The following is a 17,767-nucleotide window of genomic DNA, read 5'->3' on the forward strand; positions in this document are numbered from 1 at the left end:
TGCGATGAAGGAGGATAAAGAATGAAACATATATTTCAAAAAGGAAATAATCCCAATAAACCAACGTTTCTTATGCTGCACGGAACAGGCGGGAATGAATTAGATCTTCTGCCTCTCGCAGGAAGAATTGATGAAGATGCTTCTGTATTGAGTGTCCGTGGAAATATTTTAGAAAATGGCATGCCTCGTTTCTTTAAGCGGCTGGCAGAGGGGATATTCGATGAAGAAGACCTTATTTTCCGCACGAAGGAACTAAATGAATTTCTTGATGAAGCGGCAAAAGAGCATGGCTTTGACAGAGATAATGTCATTGCAATCGGCTATTCTAATGGAGCCAATATTGCAGCAAGCTTATTGTTCCACTATCGGGATGCCTTAAAGGGTGCTATTCTTCATCATCCGATGGTGCCGAGAAGAGGGATGGATCTACCTGACTTATCCGGGAAATCTGTATTTATTGGAGCAGGAACCAATGATCCAATCTGTTCACCGGAAGAATCTAAAGAACTGCAATCCTTATTAGAAAAAGCGAATGCAGAGGTAGAGATTCATTGGGAAGACCAGGGACATCAATTGACGATGCAAGAGGTAGATGCTGCCGGCAGATGGTATGAGCAATTAAAGTAAGGCAGTGAGAGGAAGCAAGTGAATTAACTCCAATGTTTATATTGGTATAGAAAATGCAGTAATGAGGCATAAAAAGAACAATCAGCTCTTGGAAAGGATTTATTTTCAGGTAGGGGAGGTGGTTCTGGCAAAGAAGGGCAGTAAATTATTCATACTTATAATGAGGTGTAACAATGGGATTTTTAAATAAATTATTTGGAAAATCAAATGAATCAAAGGAGATGGAAAAGATGTCAAACACAAAAGTAGCAGTTATTTTTTACAGTATGGGTGGTACCAACTACCAAATGGCAAAATGGGCAGCAGAAGCAGCAGAGGCGAATGGTGCCGAAGCAAGAGTGTTAAAAGTACAGGAATTAGCTCCTGAGTCTGCAATTGAAGGAAATCCAGCATGGAAAGCAACGGTAGAAGCAACAAAAGACGTTCCAGTTGCAACTTCAGAAGATCTGGAGTGGGCAGATGCCATTATTTTCAGTGTGCCTACACGTTTCGGAAACATGGCTTCACAAATGAAACAATTCCTGGATCTTCAAGGTGGACTTTGGGCCAGCGGAAAAACAGTTAATAAGGTAGTCAGTGCGATGTCTTCTGCACAGAACCCGCATGGCGGTCAGGAAGCAACCATCCTATCATTATACACAAGCATGATGCACTGGGGAGCTATCATTGTACCTCCAGGTTACTCTGATGAATCTGTATTTGCAGCTGGCGGAAACCCTTATGGTACAAGTGTTACTGTGGATCAAAACGGAAAAATGGTTGAAGATGTTGAAGCTGCTGTAAAACATCAGGCACAGCGTACAGTTACAGCTGCTGAATGGGTTAAAAAAGGAAATCAATAATTGATTATATTGAAGAAGATGGTATCTCTTTCTAATTGGAGGAGGCCGTCTTTTTTTGTTAATGGGAGAAGAGTCGGGCAATGCCGATGATTACTTACATAAAAATGAATCCTTTCTGTATGCTTTATCGTAAATATAGATGCAGCAATGAGAGAGGAAGAGCAGAGAATGGGAATTTTATTAGCAACTTTAATTAGTATGATATTATATGTACTCGGAGCAGTTATAGCAGCTGTTACTTCATCTGTACAAACGGGACGGGTGCTGAAATTTGCTTTTGGATTATTTATTTTTGGATTTATCGTTTTAGCTGTTATTAACTATTTTATGATGCCGGCTATTACTATTCCGAATATGCTATTGATTAATTTAATTACAGCTATGGTCCTTATACCGGTTTTGACGGCAATATTAAAGCCGAAAAATTTTATGGAGAAAAAGCTATTAATACCATTATTCAGCATTTTTTGGTTAGGGCTGTTATTATTTATCGCTGTAATCATTACAGGTTTTACAGTATTGGATAATGCGCACAATACCATCACTGTAAAGGAAGAGGCTGAGGCAAAGCCATTATCTAAGGATGAAACACCGATTACAGTTGCCCCTGAATTTGCACGTAATAAGATTCAAAAGGCAATGAGTGTTGTGCCAAATGCTCAATTCTATGACTTAGGCAAGTTACAGGTACAGCAGGTGGGAGATGAAATTGTTTACGTTGCCCCTGTTGAATTCGCCGATTTTTGGAAGTTTATCCGTGGGAAAGAAACAGCAGGATATTTTACGATTTCAGCAACAGATGTGAATGCGCAGCCAACGTTTGAAGAGGAGCCTATGGAATATACAAATTCCAGTTATTTTCATAAATATGTGCAGCGCGTAATTTATAATAAGTTTCCGCAATATATACAAAGTGGAGAGGCACAAATAGAAGTGGATGATGCTGGAAAGCCATGGTATGTGCAAACCATTTACAAGCCGATGCATATTACAAATAAACCAAATCTGGATAAGCTTCAGGTTGTGGTGATTGATCCGGTGACTGGTGAAATGAATGCCTACCAAACAGATGAGGCTCCAGACTTTATTGAAGGATCTGTAAGCTCAGAAATGGCTACGTTAACGAATGACTATTATGGGAAATATGTTCATGGCTGGTTAAACAGTGTCTTTGGCAAGAGAGATGTGAAGCTGCCTAACCAATCTGGCACAGAATCCGGTGTTACACCGATGTTTGACGAGAATGGCAATATGTTTTACTTTACCGATATGACTTCCCCGAAGGAAAATATTGATTCGGCATTAGGTTATACATTAGTCAATGCACGGACCGGAGAGCTGACCTATTATGGCGGTGAGAAGAACAATGGTATTATGGATAGTGAAGGAGCGAAGCAAATCGTTAATAAGGAATTCCCGGAGAAGAAATGGGAAGGCTATATGCCAGTGCTGTACAATATTGACGGAAATCCAACCTGGGTTGTCAATGTACTGGACCCGAACGGATTGCATAAGCAATATGCCTACATTAAAGCGAATGATTCAGATTTCGCCGTGTTTGGCGATACCGCTAATGCTGCGCTGGATGCCTATCGGATGGCTCTGCTGCAGGATCCTGGAAATACAGGAGCTACTGATGACACTGTCACTGAGACTGTTCAAGGAACTGTCAGCCGTGTGGTTGTGAATTCGACAGAGCAGGGACAGATTATTCAATTCTTGCTTGAAGACGATACAACGATTTATACTGTTAATGCCAGCAAGTCTCCACTGGCAATCTTTCTGGAACAGGGGGATAATATCGAGGCAGAAGCACAGCTGATGGATAATGGTACAGCAACGATTGAAGTGATGGAGATTGAGGGATTGACAGAATAGAAGAAAGATACACATGCACCGATTCCCTATTGTTAAAAAGTAGCAATAGGGAATTTTTTTAATGATATGTTGAGAGATAATAATTCAGTGTAATAGAAAAGTTAAAATAATAAGAAGTATGGAAAAGGAGGAAGTGAATGTTCCACAAAAATGTGCTGATCACCAGTGGCGGCTGTCTGGAAAAATGGGATAATGTCCGGGGTCATACGAATTTAGCGAAAGGCACCATTGGAAAAAAGATTGCAGAGGAAGCATTATTAAAAGGAGCCAACGTTACATACCTGCATGGATATTTCGCTGATAAACCGGATGCAGTTAATACTCAAAACTTACAATTAGACGCTTATAGAAAAGGCAAAGTTGCGAATGGTCACATCGGGCGCTGATTTTATGGTAGCTAATTCTTCGGAATCTTTATACTCGGCTTTAACACCACATTATATAATGAATCATAACCATGAAGTCTTTGCGTATTCCGGTAAAGAAGAAACAGCAACTGCCATTGTGCACCATATTAACCAATTATTTTCTTTCCAATAATCAAAAGGCGGGTATAAATGATATGAAAATCACGGATTACTCAAAAATTGCTGATAAGTATGAGAACAACCAGTATCGATTAGATGAAATTCAAGTTGATAATGATTTGAAGGAGTATTTTGATAACCATCCTAAATCAATGTACCAAGTGTTAGACTTAGCATGCGGAACAGGGCTTTATCTCGATCATCAAATAAAATATTTTGATAAAAGAAATATCTGCTGGCATGGGCTTGATGCATCAGAGGATATGTTAATAAAGGCAATGAGCAAATTAAAAAATGTCTCTTTCGTCCATGGTCAGGCTGAAAATATGCGTTACGAAAATGAAAGTTTTGATTACATTTCAAATAACTATGCTTTTCATCATTTCTTAAATAAAGAAGCAGCTCTTGATGAAATTTATCGTGTTTTAAAGAAGAACGGTGTATACAAACTGCATAATATTGCTATCCATGATATGAAAAAGTGGTGGATCTATCACTATTTTCCAACAGCTTATTATGAGGATTTAAAAAGGTTTTGGGAAAAGGGAGTGCTTTTTAATGAGCTTTCAAGAAGAGAGTTTATCGTAGATATACAGGTAAAATATCGGTTAGGAAAAATCAAAGTATCTGATTATGTGGGATATGCAGAGAATAGAGACATATCTATATTAACGTTGATTGATGATCACGATTATCAAGAAGGGTTAGAGAAGATGAGGTATGATGTGAAGCATGATCCTCAAACAACAATCGTAAATGATTTTGCAGAAATATTTGTTGTTTCGAAAAAAGGTTAATGCCTTATGGAGAAAAAATAGAAGAGCTATTATCTTTGAATGTCTCCAAACCATCTGAAAAATATCTTTGAAAATAAAAAATTATATGTTATTCTTTAGTTGTAACTCGAAAATTAAATAGTCAACACTGGGGGAGCCTTTGGCTGAGACGAATATTCGGACCCTTTGAACCTGATCTGGTTAGCACTAGCGTAGGGAAGTGGCAGGAACATGACGATATATCATTCGATCGATGAATTTTTATATAATCAGGGCCACTTATCCAGATAGGATAAGTGGCCTTTTCATGTTCTTCGCCGGCCCTGGAGCAATGGAAGGAAGGGATAATGGAAATGGGCAAACAGCTGCATGTTATCAGCGATGGAAATTTTTCAAAACAGCACTTGCAAATAGTAAAGCGGATTCATAGAGAGATTGATTATTTGCATATCAGAGAAAAGGATAAGACAGCGAAAGATATACTGGCAATCATCGAAGCATTAGAAGATATCGGATTTCCATTAGCGAAAGTAATTGTTAATGACCGGGCTGATATTGCGGTAATGAAGCAGTGTGCAGGTATCCAGCTGGCATATCATAGCCCTTCTGTTTCATTTGTGAAAGATAGCTTCCCTGCACTGCTCGCGGGGAAATCTGTCCATTCCTTACCAGAAGCGGAACAGGCTCAAAGGGAAGGAGCGGATTATGTGCTGTATGGCCATATCTATCCCAGCAGGTCCAAGCCTGATCAGCAGCCTAGAGGATTAGCTGAGCTTCGGGAAGTTACCGGTGTATTAGCTGTACCGGTATACGCTATTGGCGGAATTACTCCTGAACGAACGAAAGAAGTGATTACGGCAGGAGCAGCCGGGGTAGCGGTAATGTCTGGTATTTGGGTGGTGGATAATCCGGTACAAATTGCTGAAGCTTACCGTGAAGTGTTGGAGACCTGGGAAGGTGGGTGAAGGTGAAGAATCAGTTTGATCAAATCATTGTAGGTGGTGGAGTAATCGGCTGTTCCATTGCATATCAGCTGGCTAAAAGAGGTTATCGGGTGCTGATACTGGAAAAAAATCATATTGGATGTGAGGCATCAAGTGCGGCGGCTGGAATGTTAGGTGCTCAAGGAGAATTTACAGAGAGGAGCCCTCTATTCCAATTTGCACAGGAGAGCAGGGCGTTATTTAAAGACTTATCAGAAGAGCTGTATGAAAAATCAGGAATTGATATTCAGTATATTCATAAGGGAATCATGAAGCTTGCCTTTCATCAGCAGCAGTACAGCAAACTGAAAACAATTGCCGCATTTCAGAGAGAAGAGGGTAACCCTGCTTATTTGCTGTCACGAGAAGAAGCAAGACAGATGGAACCCGGATTAACAGAGAATCTTCATGCTGTTCTTTATCTGCCGAATGATGGTCAGGTTTCTGCCTGTCATCTGACAAAAGCATTTTCGCTGGCAGCCTGCCATCATGGTGCAGTTTTGCAGGAGCAGGAAAAAGTAAGCGGGCTGCTGGTGGAAAATGGAACGGTTCAGGGGGTCCGGACAATAGAGGCAGCTTATTATGCTGATCAAGTCGTTATTGCAACGGGAGCATTTGGGGATGAGCTGTTGCCTGAAGATTATGGCACACTTCCTATGAAGGGTGAATGTCTGCTGCTGGAATTGGATCAGGAATTATTTCGATCTACACTTTGGATGGAAGGCTGTTATCTTGTTCCAAAACAAGGAAAAAAAGTGATTGTCGGCGCATCTTCCATAGCTGGTAAAACGAATAAGCATGTCCATGCTGCAAGTGTTCAGAGGCTACTATCGCGGGCACAGAAAATGGTTCCACAGCTGGCAGAAGCGAGGATAAGCAGTTTTTGGGCAGGAGTAAGACCTGCGACGGCTGATGAGCTGCCCTACCTGGGAGAGATTCCGGGTGTTAAAGGCTTATATGTGGCAAAGGGGCATTACCGGAATGGCATATTATTATCACCGATTACGGGAATCTATATGGCAGACTTAATAGAGAAAAAGCCAGTTAATCCTTTTTATTACGATCGCTTTCGTGTAGACCGTCAAAGCAATAAACGGGAAAAGGCAGGTGAGTCAAAATGAAAATAATGGTGAATGGCAATGGATTAGAGGTGCGGGAAGATGTAAAGCACATTAAAGGTTTAATTGATTTTCTGGAATTGGAGGATAAACCGTTGATTATCGAGCATAATCAGCAAATATTACAGAAGGAAGAGCATGAAAAAGCAATTTTAGAAAATGGAGACAAAGTTGAGATTGTTCATTTTGTAGGAGGAGGCTAAGCAAATGCTTAAAGTTGGAAACTATCAATTTAAATCTCGTTTATTCTTAGGAACAGGTAAATATCCTGATTTCGATATTCAAAAGCAGGCGGTAGATCAATCAGAGACAGAGGTACTTACTTTTTCGGTAAGAAGGATGAATATTTATGATCCTTCCCTGCCAAATTTCTTAGAAAAAATTGATGTGAATCAATATACATTTCTGCCAAATACAGCAGGGGCGAAGGATGCAAAGGAGGCGGTGCGAATTGCTAAATTAGCTGCTGCTTCGGGACGATGTGATATGGTGAAGGTGGAAATCATAGGCTGTGATAAAACATTGCTTCCAGATCCCGTCGAGACATTAAAAGCTACAGAAGAACTGGTAGCAGAAGGTTTTACCGTGCTTCCTTACACATCAGATGATGTTGTATTAGCAAAAAAACTGGAGGAAGCAGGAGCACATGCTGTGATGCCTGGAGCTTCTCCGATTGGAAGCGGGCAAGGTATTATTAATCCGTTAAATCTTTCTTTTATTATCGAACAGTCGAAAGTGCCTGTTATTGTAGACGCAGGTATCGGCTCGCCGGCTGATGCAGCTTATGCAATGGAATTGGGAGCAGATGGTGTCTTATTGAATACAGCCGTTTCCGGAGCGGATGACCCAGTAAAAATGGCAGAAGCAATGAAATATGCAGTGAAGGCTGGACGACTTGGATATGAAGCAGGAAGAATTCCCCGGAAAGACTATGCTGTAGCCAGCAGCCCAGAGGAAGGGATTAGTGTTGGAAACTAATCGTTATCACCGTCAAATATTATTTGCACCAATAGGAGAGAACGGTCAGGAAAAGCTGAACCAGAGTCATGTGCTGATTGTCGGTGCAGGTGCACTCGGATCAAGTAGCGCGGAAGCATTAGCTCGTGCGGGTGTTGGTCATCTGACATTAATTGACCGGGATTATGTAGAAGAAAGTAATTTGCAGCGGCAGCAGCTATTTAGTGAAAAGGATATGAAGCAAAAAACGCCCAAAGCGATTGCTGCCAAACAAAGACTTTCTGAAGTGAATAGCCATGTCAGGATAGACGCGATTGTCGGAGATGCCGAGATAGATTTACTGAGGCAAATTGCACCTGAAGCAGATTTAATCATTGATGCTACGGATAATTTTGATACAAGGCTTTTGCTGAATGATATCGCGCAAAAGTATCAGAAGCCTTGGATTTACGGAGCTGTTGTAGCAAGCTATGGAGTAACCTTTACCGTACTTCCTGATAAAACGCCTTGCTTGCAATGTCTGCAAGAATATATACCAGCTAATGGTGCTACCTGTGACAGTGTTGGTATTATTCAGCCCGTTGTGCAAAGGGTTGTGTCCCAGCAAGTAACAGAGGCCTTAAAGCTGTTAACAGGTAATGAAGCAGCTTTATCAGGAAGGCTTATTTCCTTTGACCTTTGGAAAAATGAGCATACAGAAATAGAAGTAGATGCCTTGCGTAAAGCGGATTGTCCATCGTGTTCAGAGAAAAGGAGCTATCCAAACTTAGCCTATGATTCCCGTTTGAAATCAGCTGTGTTATGCGGGAGAAATACCGTCCAGCTGCGTCCGCAGCGTAAACAAACAGATTTGGATGAGGTAGCAAAAGAGCTGCAAAAGAATAAACAAATTAAGCTGTTTCAAAATCCTTATTTGCTTTCATTTGAAGTGGATTCCTTCCGTATTGTTCTCTTTCAGGACGGAAGAGCACTGGTTCATGGAACGATGGATCAGCTGGAGGCGAAAAATGTTTATCATCGCTATCTGGGGTGAAAAGTACTGAAGTAAGACAACGCAGATATTCTTTTTAGATAAAAAAGTAATCAATATAGTATCCTGGCTTTATTCATTATTTAGCCTTTATCATCGTTCCATGTTTTCATGGGCGATTTTTTTCTTTCTCTAAAGAATAGTAGTGAAAACGGTATGTAATTTAAACTAAAAATCTATTGATAAGAAATGAAATTATTAACCTATATGGATATAATAATGAATAAATAAGAAACATGAAATTGTCTTAATAATAAAACATGAAGGAGAATAGGTATGACAACAGAAAATATAAAAGAGCTCTCTCAAAATGAACAGGAAGAACTGCTGAACAAATTAAAAGCACGTTTTGAGAAAAATATGGATCGTCATCAAAACCTTGACTGGGAGCAGATTCAAACAAAACTGGAAAGCAATCCGGAAAAATTAGGCTCTCTCTATGAAATGGAGAGAACGGAAGGAGAGCCTGATGTGGTTGGGTATGATGAAGAAAGTGGAGAGTATATCTTTGTTGACTGCTCGAAAGAAAGTCCTAAAGGACGCAGGAGTGTTTGCTATGATCGTGCGGCGCTGGAATCGAGGAAGAAGCATAAGCCGGAAAATAATGCGGTAGATATGGCAGCAGAAATGGGTATTGAGATTTTAACAGAAGACCAATATCGAGAGCTTCAAAAGCTCGGAACATTTGATACGAAAACATCGACATGGGTGCAGACGCCTGAGGGCATTAGAAATCTAGGCGGCGCGCTCTTTTGCGATTTCCGTTTTGGGCATGTTTTCGTGTATCATAACGGTGCGGAATCTTATTATGGTTCCAGAGGGTTTCGGGGCTTGTTAAGAGTGTAGTTGTAAACAGGTGAAAGGATATGGAGAATCAGGAATGTATGTAAACCAACAGTTCTTGATTCTTTTTTATTCCTGCACAAAGGATAGCTATGCAGAGAGGAGCATTTATTTGCGAGTTAATAAAGGATGGCTTATTTTTGGGGTTATTTGGACGGTTATTTTTGCAGGTATGAGCTTTTATTGGGCAACGGGCGGCATGTTTGGTGTCAGATCCTCTGGGTGGAGCAATCTATGAGATGCCTCTTAATCCAGACCGTTCCTTTATTCTGATTGTATGGCTGACGGGTTTTGTGAAATTATTAGGTGTGTTATTACTGTTAATGCTGCTGGTTTCATGGGAAAATGCTGCTATCTCTAAGGTGCTTTACTACATTACAAAGGCTGCAGGGGTATTCTTATTTTTATATGGATTCTTAAATTTTATCACTATTTCAATGAGTGCATTTGCTGTTTTAGATATGGACTTAGAAGCCCATGCAACCTTTTGGAGATTGGCGTTTTGGGAGCCATTCTGGATGATTGGCGGTATTAGTTATTTTTTCTCTGTGAAAAAATATCGCTCTGTTTAGAGTTTACTCTTGTTTCAAGTGTACTTGTTAAATAGTTATTATTTCAAAAATGAAGATTATATTAATATAAAGAGGTGATTGTATGCAGTTAAGTCATTTAAATCTGATGGTAAACGATGTGGAAGCTGCACGGGAGTTTCTGGAGAAATACTTTGAAATGACATGTGTGAACAGTCGTGGAAAAGGATTTGCAGCTATGTTTGACGATAATCAATTCGTTTTGACACTGATGAAAGGGAAAGATGTTCAATATCCAAAAACCTTTCACATTGGATTTCCGCAAGAAAGCAGAGAGAAAGTGAATCAAATAAATAAACAGTTGAAAGAGGATGGTTATGAAGTAGATTCTCCCATTGAATCTCATGGATATACTTTTTATGTGAAAGCCCCAGGTGGATTTACTGTGGAGGTTTTGTCTGAGTAAAATAAAAATTTAACTCCTTTCCTGGAAGTTTAAGATATTCAAAAACCCCCTGTGAATAACCGAGTATTTGATAAAACTCGAATTCACAGGGGTTTTCAAAAGGATTTATAAGCTGTGATTATTTTTTGGTAAAATACTTATTTTACATGCACTTCATCCCCTGGATAAATCAAATGTGGGTTTGGAAATTGATTTATCTCCTGCAGTGTCGTCCATAAATAATTATATTTCAGACCAATTTCAAATAGTGTATCTCCAGGCTTTACAGTATATGCAGTTTCTTCAGACTGATTTTGACTGGTTTTTCCACCAAATTCAATTCCTGCAGATTCAGCGATGATTTTAGGTAAATCTGTATTATCATGATGCCCTGAAAATTTATCAGCTCCTGGACCATATGCGTAGACCGGGATATCGACTCCTGTGTGATTCGTGCTTGTCCATCCGACATTGGCCTTCGCGCTGATTACTGTATTGATTGCTATTTTTGGATCTTCCGCTTCCTGAATCGATTGAATTTCTTCTTCTGAAAATTCCATATCTGTATATTTACTTACGACTTCACTAACGTTAGAGCGATCTTCATTTAATTCTTCAGCGATATTCGCCCCGATTGCTGTGATACCGTGAAGCAGCTCTGGATTTGCAGTTCCTGAACCATTAGCTCCTGCAGTCATCCCGCCTGTTTCATGGTCTCCGCCAATAACGACTAATGTATTACCGTCTGCTTCAGCAAAGTTAATCGCTTCTTGAACTGCTTTTTCAAATGCCTCTACATCTGTCATTGCCCATACTGCATCATTATCATGACCTGCCCAGTCAATCTGACTTCCTTCTACCATAAGGAAAAAGCCGTCTTCATCATTTTTTAGTGTATCGATAGCAGTTTGCGTCATTTCCGCAAGGCTCGGTTCTTCCTCCGCATTACGGTGCAGTTCAGGTGACATAGCATCATCTGCAAATAAACCCAATAAATTTTCGTTCTCTAAATCGATATCTGCTTCAAGCAATTGATTGCGATTTTCTACGAGCTGATAACCTTGTTTTTCCGCTTGCTGGAGTACATTCGCTTCTGCCTGATTTCCGCCTTCTGATTCTGGAAGGAAATTATTTTTCCCGCCGCCTAGTAACACATCAATCTCATTATCTATTAACTGCCCGGCAATCTCTGTTTCCTTATTCCGGTCATCTACATGCGCCCCAAAAGCTGCTGGCGTTGCATGTGTAATCGTCGAAGTAGCGACGAGCCCTGTTGACTTATCCTGATCTTGTGAAGCTTCTAAAATCGTCTGCAGTGGATTACCTTCTGGATCCAATCCAATGATGCCATTATTCGTTTTTACGCCTGTTGACATTGCTGTACCTGCTGCTGCAGAGTCTGTAATATTGGAATCAGCGGAATATGTAGAATACATCCCTTTTAAATGGTTATCCCATACTGCATCCTCTCCCTTATAGTGCCGATAATTTGTTGCATAATCATCGTTAAAGCCGTCTGGAATCATATAAATGATATTCTTCGCTTCCTCTCCATTGTTACTGTTGTTATTCACCTGGCTGTTCCCGTCTGCACTTGCTGCTGTCGCGCTGGCTCCTGAAAAAATCAGTCCCGCACTTAACGCAGCTACTCCGAGCTTTTTAATCATTCTTTCATCCTCCTTCAAAATGGAACCTAATCTCATTGTAGGCGGGAAACTTTAACTGAGGATGAATAGAATGTAAATAGTGTGTAATTTTCTGTTTTTTATATGATGGAAAGGAAGTGATTAGATTGATGAAAGAAGTTTTTCAACTAATATTCAATTTCTAAATTTGTCCAAAGGGTATCCCATTTTTTGTTTTGCATCCGCTCTGTATAAACGGAATGCAGTTCTACCCCTTTTATATAGTAAGGTGTTGGCTTGACAACGCCTTGAAACAAATCCTCCAAACCATAGGGAGCTATTATTTTTATTTCCTGATGACACATCTGCACAGCAACCGCAGTAGGTGTTTCAGGAAAATGAGCAACACCGTCAAAGGAAGAGGTATAAGGTGGGTTGCTATTTTTAATATGCATTCGAGCCTGATTTTTTACAGACCAGGGCAGTCCAGGCATCATTTTTTCTAATTTTGCTTCTAATCTTTTCTCTGTTTCCGTGGAAAGGTCGGTCTGATCAAAATAAATGACATCGATATCGTTTATTTTAGTATGACACTCGTATAAGGTGTCCCAAACTTTACTTCTAATTAACCCTGCAGCAACCCAGCAATCATTCAATTGTAATTTTTCAACCGCTTGTAAAATCGATATAATATAGCTGTCTTCTTTGATAATAGTTATTAATCTGTCTTCTAATTCCGCCATACGTGCTTCAACTCCCTATTTGTCTACTTTTATTGTATAGGAAAATCAGTCTGAATGAAATTTGGATAAAAGGTTCTATGAGAATCTCGAATTATAAAATAAATGGTAAAATAAAAGGCATATGAAGTTAACTAATGAAATAGAGAGGAAGTTTCTATGAGTAAATACAAAATCATCCTTTTTGATTTAGACGGGACACTTTCTGATCCGAAAGAAGGTATAACAAAGTCAGTTCAATATGCATTAGACAAAATGGGAATTGAGGAACCTGATCTCGATAAGCTGGAATGCTTTATTGGTCCGCCTTTGCAGGATTCTTTTACGGAATATTACCATTTTAATGAAGAGAAAACGCAAAAAGCAATTCAGTTATATCGGGAAAGATTTAAAGAAAAAGGGATGTTTGAGAATACGTTATATCCTGATACGTCAGGAGTATTACAATTTCTGAAGGAACAAGGGTTTGTCTTAGCAGTTGCAACATCAAAGCCGACTGTTTTCGCAGAGCAAATACTGGAGTATTTCCAAATCAGTGAGTACTTTGATATTATTGCAGGAAGCAACCTGGATGGGACAAGATCTGCAAAAGCAGAGATTATCCAGTACATTATTGACAATTACTCAGAATATGGGCTGGAAGAATTTATTATGATTGGTGACAGGAAGCATGATTTGATTGGAGCCAATAAAACTGGCATAGATTCCATTGGTATTACATATGGATATGGATCGCTGGAAGAGCTGAATGATGAAAAGCCTGCATTTATTGTAGACAGTCTGAAGCAGGTAAGCATGATTTTAACAGAGAAACCTGTCCCTTAATCAATCTCTATCTTTCACGTAAATGGAGGCAGCATCATGTCCAAAACAAAACGTTTAATCGAACTAATGATGACAGTAAATGCAAAACGAAAATTTACAGCGAGAGAACTGGCAGAGGAATTTAATGTCTCTTACCGTACGATTCTCAGAGATTTGGATGAATTGAGTGAGCTGGGGGTTCCACTTTATTCAGAAGTAGGTGCGGATGGCGGCTATTATGTATTGAATGAGCGGATGCTGCCGCCTGTTTTATTAAAAGAGTCTGAGGCGATTGCACTTTATTTTGCTTTTCAATCGCTGCAATTTGTAGGCTCTCTCCCCTTTGAAACAGAAATCGGTTATGTTTTAAAGAAACTATACAGCTACCTGCCGAGCGATGCGAAGCTGCGTATTGATACCATGAAGGACCGGATTGTTTTTTGGAATCCCCGCCGTGTTCAGACAGCAAACGAACTGGATGTATTATTACATGCAGCGGTAGATCAATCCACAGTAGTTATTCAATACGACAGTCAAAAGGAAATAAAAGAGAGAACCATTCAGCCCATCGGCTTGTACAGCCATAATGGCTTCTGGTATTGTCCTGCCTATTGTTTTCTGCGCAAGGATATCCGTTTATTCCGGGCGGACCGGATTAGAAAAGCAGTACATACAGGTGGAAAAGGGCAGGAGCTGCCATACCAATCTATTATGGACTGGATAGAGCTGTCAGAATCCGAAGTTTCTAATCCGATTACCTTTTTGGTGGAATTGACAAGAGAGGGAGTTCGGCGTGCGATGTCGGATCGGCATTTGGAACGGAATGTTCAGGAACGTGAGGATGGGACGGGCTGGGTGAACATGGATATACCTGAGTCTGAGCTAATGTTTTTTGTTGAATTGATATGGACATTTGGAGAGGAGGCACATGTATTAGAACCGGAAGCAGCAGTAGCCTCTCTGAAAAGAAAACTGAAAAACCTGCTGGAGAAATATAATTAATTTTCAATACCTTTATCAATGATGACAGGATTTGTCATGATTCCATGGTACGTTAGGGTAGAAAAAATAACGAAAGGATGAGTGTCATGCATGCTGTATCTATTTTAAGAGACGAATTATTGGCTGAATTAGAAGTTGGTATCCGGTCTATGGAGGGATTATTGAAAAAGGTGGAGGAAAAGGATTGGAGTTACCGTCCGGCAGAAAATATGCGCAGTCTCGGGGAGCTTGCCAGACATATTGTTTCTGCACCGGAAGTGGGCTTAAATCTCTGGCAGGAAAAAGACCAGGAAGCAATTCAAAACGTGGAAGCAGGGTATGAACAGCTGGAATCAGCAGAGGCGATGATGGAAGCAATGAACAAGGGATTCGATAAGTATAAAGCTTATATGCTGTCCTTATCAGACGAGGAATTTTTGACGAAAAAGACGAAGCCATTTTATTTAGAAGAGGGTGCAATACAGGCGCATTGGCTTGTGGAGGATGTTTCTCATTTATTTCATCACCGGGCGCAGTTCTTTAACTATTTAAAGCAACTGGGTTACGATATAAATATGTTTGATCTTTACGTTTAAGAGATAAGGAAGATGACTGGGGGAATCCTATTTGAATAAGAGAAAAATAATTTGTGAACGCTTGCAAAGACAAAGATTAACAGCGCCGCTTGAGGATAGTCATGATATAGAAGCATATAAACAGTTATTTCAGAAATTGCAGCCGATAGCGCCGGTTTTTAACAGTCGTCCCGGTGAAGCCCCAAAGCTGGTACGTCGGACAGTTTTTAATGATACCTTTCTGGCAGAAGACTTACGAAAAAAACAACTGCTGGTAAAAGGCCGCTTTCAGGGTGGACGCATCGGATATGTCCTGGAAGAAGATCTAGATTTATACAGTGCTATTTTCCGAAAGCCTATTCAAAAAACAACGATGCTTAAGGAAGCGGTTTCATCCATGATTCAGCAATCTGGCGGTATATCAAAGGAGCAGTTAAAAGAGGAATTGCCTTTTAAAGCAAGAGAAATCACTGCTGCTTTAAAAAGATTGCAGGAGGCCTTTTTAGTCTATGAATCGCAGGTTGATACCGATTGGAATACAGGCTGGTTTGATTTTAAAACAGAGTGGCCGGAAGTAAAATTGCAGGAGGATACAGTTCCTGCCGCAGCGGAAATGCTGCTGCGCTTTTTGGATGCAGCAGTATTTGCCACTTTAGATCAAATGAAAAGCTGGACGCAATTGAAGCGCAAAACGATACAGAGCGCTTTAACCGTATTAATGGAAAGAGAAGCAATAATAAAAATAGAAGTGGAAGAGCTTGGGGAAGGATTTATTCAGAAGAAAGATTTACAACTAACGGATGAAGAAATCCCCCAGTCTGTGTTTATGCTGGATAAATCCGATTTTCTGGTCAGAGCAGATTTAGATAAACTGAAAGAGCAGTTTAAAGGAAAAGAAGTTCTCCAGTATCTTCTGATTGACGGGGAATTTAAAGGAGCGGTGCTTGGGCATTGGCGGATTGGTCCACATGATATCGAGGATATTGTGCTTTGTCTTGGAGAAGAAGAAACAGAAACAAGGAAAGAAGAAATCATTTCTGCCGTCAGAGCTGGCTATTCCGTGGAGACAAGCTGTATTTTGCGTTTTAATGGAGAACAGATCTGCTAAGAAAAGGAGGATAATGGGAGTGGGGCTGATAAGGAATAATATTGTATTGGAATATAACGATAAAGGATATTTAATGTACTCTGAGAGTTTTCCGGGAGCATACACAAGGGGCAGAGAGCGTGAAGAAGCGCTCTCTAAGTTTCCTGCTGAGATTAAAAGGTATTGCAGATGGGCCGGGATAGATTATCCTGAAACGGATGTGGTTGAATCTGTTGTTGTTCAATCACAAGAGAGCAAGCTGGATATACATGAAGCGGATTCGGATGTGATTTTTTTGTCAGAACAAGCTGCCTTGTCAGAAGAGGAATATGAAATATTAAAAAATCGGGTATTAAAATCTGCGCATGATTTTCAACTGCTTTATGATTCTGTTCCTGATAAGGCATATACTTCCTTGCCGAACCGAAAATCCTTTTATGGAACAGTGCCGAGAACGTCTGAAGAGATGTATGTACATACGAACGGTGTTACAAATTACTATGCGGGAGAAATTGGCGTAAGGATAGATAATGTAGATCATATTTATCATAATAGAGTTCTGGCTTTAGAAGCGATGGAAGAAGGAAGCAGCTTTTTGGAAAATAAAATATTTCATGGCAGTTATGGCGAGCAGTGGTCACTTCGGAAGGTATTAAGAAGGTTTATCTGGCATGATCATATTCATGCGAAAGGTATGTATCGTATGGCTGTGAAGAAATGGGGAGATAGTAAAATTCAAAATCCGTATTATTTTTGAGGATGGATAATTCAATACATAGGATGAATGGAGAGAGTTGTTATGATAGTTGACGAGAGCAGATATCATGTTCAAAACATAGATTATTTAATAAGAACTGCCGCAGAAAAAGATGCCAAAAGGTTATCCGATATAAGATTACAAATTGATGGAGAAACAGAAAACATGGATAGGGAGAGAGGAGAGGCCTACATAGATGAAGCAGGTTTTAGATATATTATCAAAAATGACGCTGAAAGTATGAATAATTTATTTTTAGTGGCTGAAGTGGCTGGAGAAATTACAGGGTTTTCAAGGTGTGAAGGTAATACATTAAAAAGAACTTCTCATCAAGTGGAATTTGGCGTATGTGTACTCAAGGAATATTGGGGATATGCTATTGGCCAAAATCTTTTAAAAGAATCTATTCGTTGGGCTGAACTCAATGGGCTGAAGAAAATAAGTTTGAGCGTCCTTGAAACGAACGATAAAGCGATAAAATTATATGAAAAGTATGGATTTGAAATAGAAGGTGTATTAAAAAAAGATAAAAGGTTATCGGATGAAAATTACTATAATACAGTGCTGATGGGAAAGTTCATAGACAGATAGTAATTTGACAGATGCCGAATAGGATAAAAGGAATAACTGTACGGTTGTACG

Annotated in this window: 21 protein-coding genes, 1 pseudogene and 1 riboswitch; of the genes and pseudogenes, 20 read left to right on the plus strand and 2 right to left on the minus strand. The window is 39.8% G+C overall.

Annotated elements, in window-relative coordinates:
* Nucleotides 1-21: 21 nt before the first annotated feature.
* The 14 genes and pseudogenes from FLK20_RS05605 (at nt 22) to FLK20_RS05665 (ending at nt 10,577) form a co-directional block, all read left to right on the plus strand.
* The gene (locus FLK20_RS05605) at nt 22-627 is read left to right on the plus strand and encodes an alpha/beta hydrolase (protein WP_152655571.1); all 606 of its coding nucleotides are present in this window, start codon (nt 22-24) and stop codon (nt 625-627) included.
* Between the two features lie 230 nt (nt 628-857).
* Entirely contained in the window at nt 858-1,469 is a 612-nt protein-coding gene (gene wrbA, locus FLK20_RS05610; protein ID WP_152655811.1) for an NAD(P)H:quinone oxidoreductase type IV, read from the plus strand.
* Nucleotides 1,470-1,637: 168 nt separating this feature from the next.
* Nucleotides 1,638-3,347, plus strand: coding sequence for a YeiH family protein (locus tag FLK20_RS05615; RefSeq protein WP_152655572.1), 1,710 nt, complete (start codon nt 1,638-1,640; stop codon nt 3,345-3,347).
* Between the two features lie 137 nt (nt 3,348-3,484).
* Nucleotides 3,485-3,673 (plus strand): annotated as a pseudogene (locus FLK20_RS22215) (phosphopantothenoylcysteine decarboxylase domain-containing protein); the annotation flags it as partial.
* Nucleotides 3,674-3,804: 131 nt separating this feature from the next.
* Nucleotides 3,805-4,671, plus strand: a complete 867-nt coding sequence (locus FLK20_RS05625) for a class I SAM-dependent methyltransferase (RefSeq protein ID WP_227994860.1) — start codon at nt 3,805-3,807, stop codon at nt 4,669-4,671.
* Nucleotides 4,672-4,790: 119 nt separating this feature from the next.
* Nucleotides 4,791-4,886, plus strand: a riboswitch (TPP riboswitch).
* A 111-nt stretch (nt 4,887-4,997) separates the two neighbouring features.
* Nucleotides 4,998-5,615, plus strand: coding sequence for a thiamine phosphate synthase (locus FLK20_RS05630; RefSeq protein ID WP_370453167.1), 618 nt, complete (start codon nt 4,998-5,000; stop codon nt 5,613-5,615).
* Between the two features lie 2 nt (nt 5,616-5,617).
* Nucleotides 5,618-6,754 carry a glycine oxidase ThiO gene (thiO, locus tag FLK20_RS05635; protein ID WP_194165538.1) on the plus strand — a complete coding sequence of 379 codons (1,137 nt, stop codon included), beginning with the start codon at nt 5,618-5,620 and terminating at the stop codon, nt 6,752-6,754.
* Nucleotides 6,751-6,954, plus strand: coding sequence for a sulfur carrier protein ThiS (gene thiS / locus FLK20_RS05640; protein ID WP_152655575.1), 204 nt, complete (start codon nt 6,751-6,753; stop codon nt 6,952-6,954). The genes thiO and thiS overlap by 4 nt, the downstream gene beginning before the upstream one ends.
* Before the next feature lie 4 nt (nt 6,955-6,958).
* The gene (locus tag FLK20_RS05645; RefSeq protein ID WP_152655576.1) at nt 6,959-7,729 is read left to right on the plus strand and encodes a thiazole synthase; all 771 of its coding nucleotides are present in this window, start codon (nt 6,959-6,961) and stop codon (nt 7,727-7,729) included.
* The gene (locus tag FLK20_RS05650; RefSeq protein ID WP_152655577.1) at nt 7,719-8,741 is read left to right on the plus strand and encodes a ThiF family adenylyltransferase; all 1,023 of its coding nucleotides are present in this window, start codon (nt 7,719-7,721) and stop codon (nt 8,739-8,741) included. Before FLK20_RS05645 ends, FLK20_RS05650 begins: the two co-directional genes overlap by 11 nt.
* 273 nt (nt 8,742-9,014) lie before the next feature.
* On the plus strand, nt 9,015-9,584 hold the full coding sequence (locus FLK20_RS05655) for a DUF4256 domain-containing protein (protein WP_152655578.1): 570 nt from the start codon (nt 9,015-9,017) through the stop codon (nt 9,582-9,584).
* A gap of 109 nt (nt 9,585-9,693) precedes the next feature.
* On the plus strand, nt 9,694-9,819 hold the full coding sequence (locus FLK20_RS22095; protein ID WP_255473809.1) for a hypothetical protein: 126 nt from the start codon (nt 9,694-9,696) through the stop codon (nt 9,817-9,819).
* Nucleotides 9,788-10,153: a hypothetical protein gene (locus FLK20_RS05660; RefSeq protein ID WP_227994861.1), complete on the plus strand. Its 366-nt coding sequence runs from the start codon at nt 9,788-9,790 to the stop codon at nt 10,151-10,153. Before FLK20_RS22095 ends, FLK20_RS05660 begins: the two co-directional genes overlap by 32 nt.
* Nucleotides 10,154-10,235: 82 nt before the next feature.
* Nucleotides 10,236-10,577: a VOC family protein gene (locus FLK20_RS05665; protein ID WP_152655579.1), complete on the plus strand. Its 342-nt coding sequence runs from the start codon at nt 10,236-10,238 to the stop codon at nt 10,575-10,577.
* Between the two features lie 137 nt (nt 10,578-10,714).
* On the opposite strand, the gene FLK20_RS05670 is transcribed toward FLK20_RS05665, so the two are convergent.
* A complete protein-coding gene (locus FLK20_RS05670) occupies nt 10,715-12,223 on the minus strand; it encodes an alkaline phosphatase (protein WP_152655580.1) in 1,509 nt (502 codons plus the stop codon).
* A 146-nt stretch (nt 12,224-12,369) separates the two neighbouring features.
* Nucleotides 12,370-12,924 (minus strand): nucleotidyltransferase family protein, encoded by a 555-nt coding sequence (locus FLK20_RS05675; RefSeq protein WP_152655581.1) that lies wholly within the window; start codon nt 12,922-12,924, stop codon nt 12,370-12,372.
* A gap of 156 nt (nt 12,925-13,080) precedes the next feature.
* Between FLK20_RS05675 and FLK20_RS05680 the strand changes: the two genes are divergently transcribed.
* The 6 genes from FLK20_RS05680 to FLK20_RS05705 all read left to right on the plus strand — a co-directional run bounded on the left by FLK20_RS05680 (nt 13,081) and on the right by FLK20_RS05705 (nt 17,716).
* Entirely contained in the window at nt 13,081-13,746 is a 666-nt protein-coding gene (locus FLK20_RS05680) for an HAD family hydrolase (RefSeq protein ID WP_152655582.1), read from the plus strand.
* 36 nt (nt 13,747-13,782) lie between these two features.
* Nucleotides 13,783-14,727: a helix-turn-helix transcriptional regulator gene (locus tag FLK20_RS05685; protein ID WP_152655583.1), complete on the plus strand. Its 945-nt coding sequence runs from the start codon at nt 13,783-13,785 to the stop codon at nt 14,725-14,727.
* Between the two features lie 86 nt (nt 14,728-14,813).
* The gene (locus tag FLK20_RS05690; RefSeq protein WP_152655584.1) at nt 14,814-15,302 is read left to right on the plus strand and encodes a DinB family protein; all 489 of its coding nucleotides are present in this window, start codon (nt 14,814-14,816) and stop codon (nt 15,300-15,302) included.
* Between the two features lie 31 nt (nt 15,303-15,333).
* On the plus strand, nt 15,334-16,389 hold the full coding sequence (locus tag FLK20_RS05695; RefSeq protein WP_152655585.1) for a DNA glycosylase AlkZ-like family protein: 1,056 nt from the start codon (nt 15,334-15,336) through the stop codon (nt 16,387-16,389).
* A 19-nt stretch (nt 16,390-16,408) separates the two neighbouring features.
* Nucleotides 16,409-17,125: a hypothetical protein gene (locus FLK20_RS05700; protein ID WP_227994862.1), complete on the plus strand. Its 717-nt coding sequence runs from the start codon at nt 16,409-16,411 to the stop codon at nt 17,123-17,125.
* A gap of 42 nt (nt 17,126-17,167) precedes the next feature.
* Nucleotides 17,168-17,716 (plus strand): GNAT family N-acetyltransferase, encoded by a 549-nt coding sequence (locus FLK20_RS05705; protein ID WP_152655587.1) that lies wholly within the window; start codon nt 17,168-17,170, stop codon nt 17,714-17,716.
* Nucleotides 17,717-17,767: the final 51 nt, after the last annotated feature.

The sequence above is a fragment of the Oceanobacillus sp. CFH 90083 genome, from assembly GCF_009389585.1.
Lineage (GTDB): Bacteria > Bacillota > Bacilli > Bacillales > Amphibacillaceae > Oceanobacillus.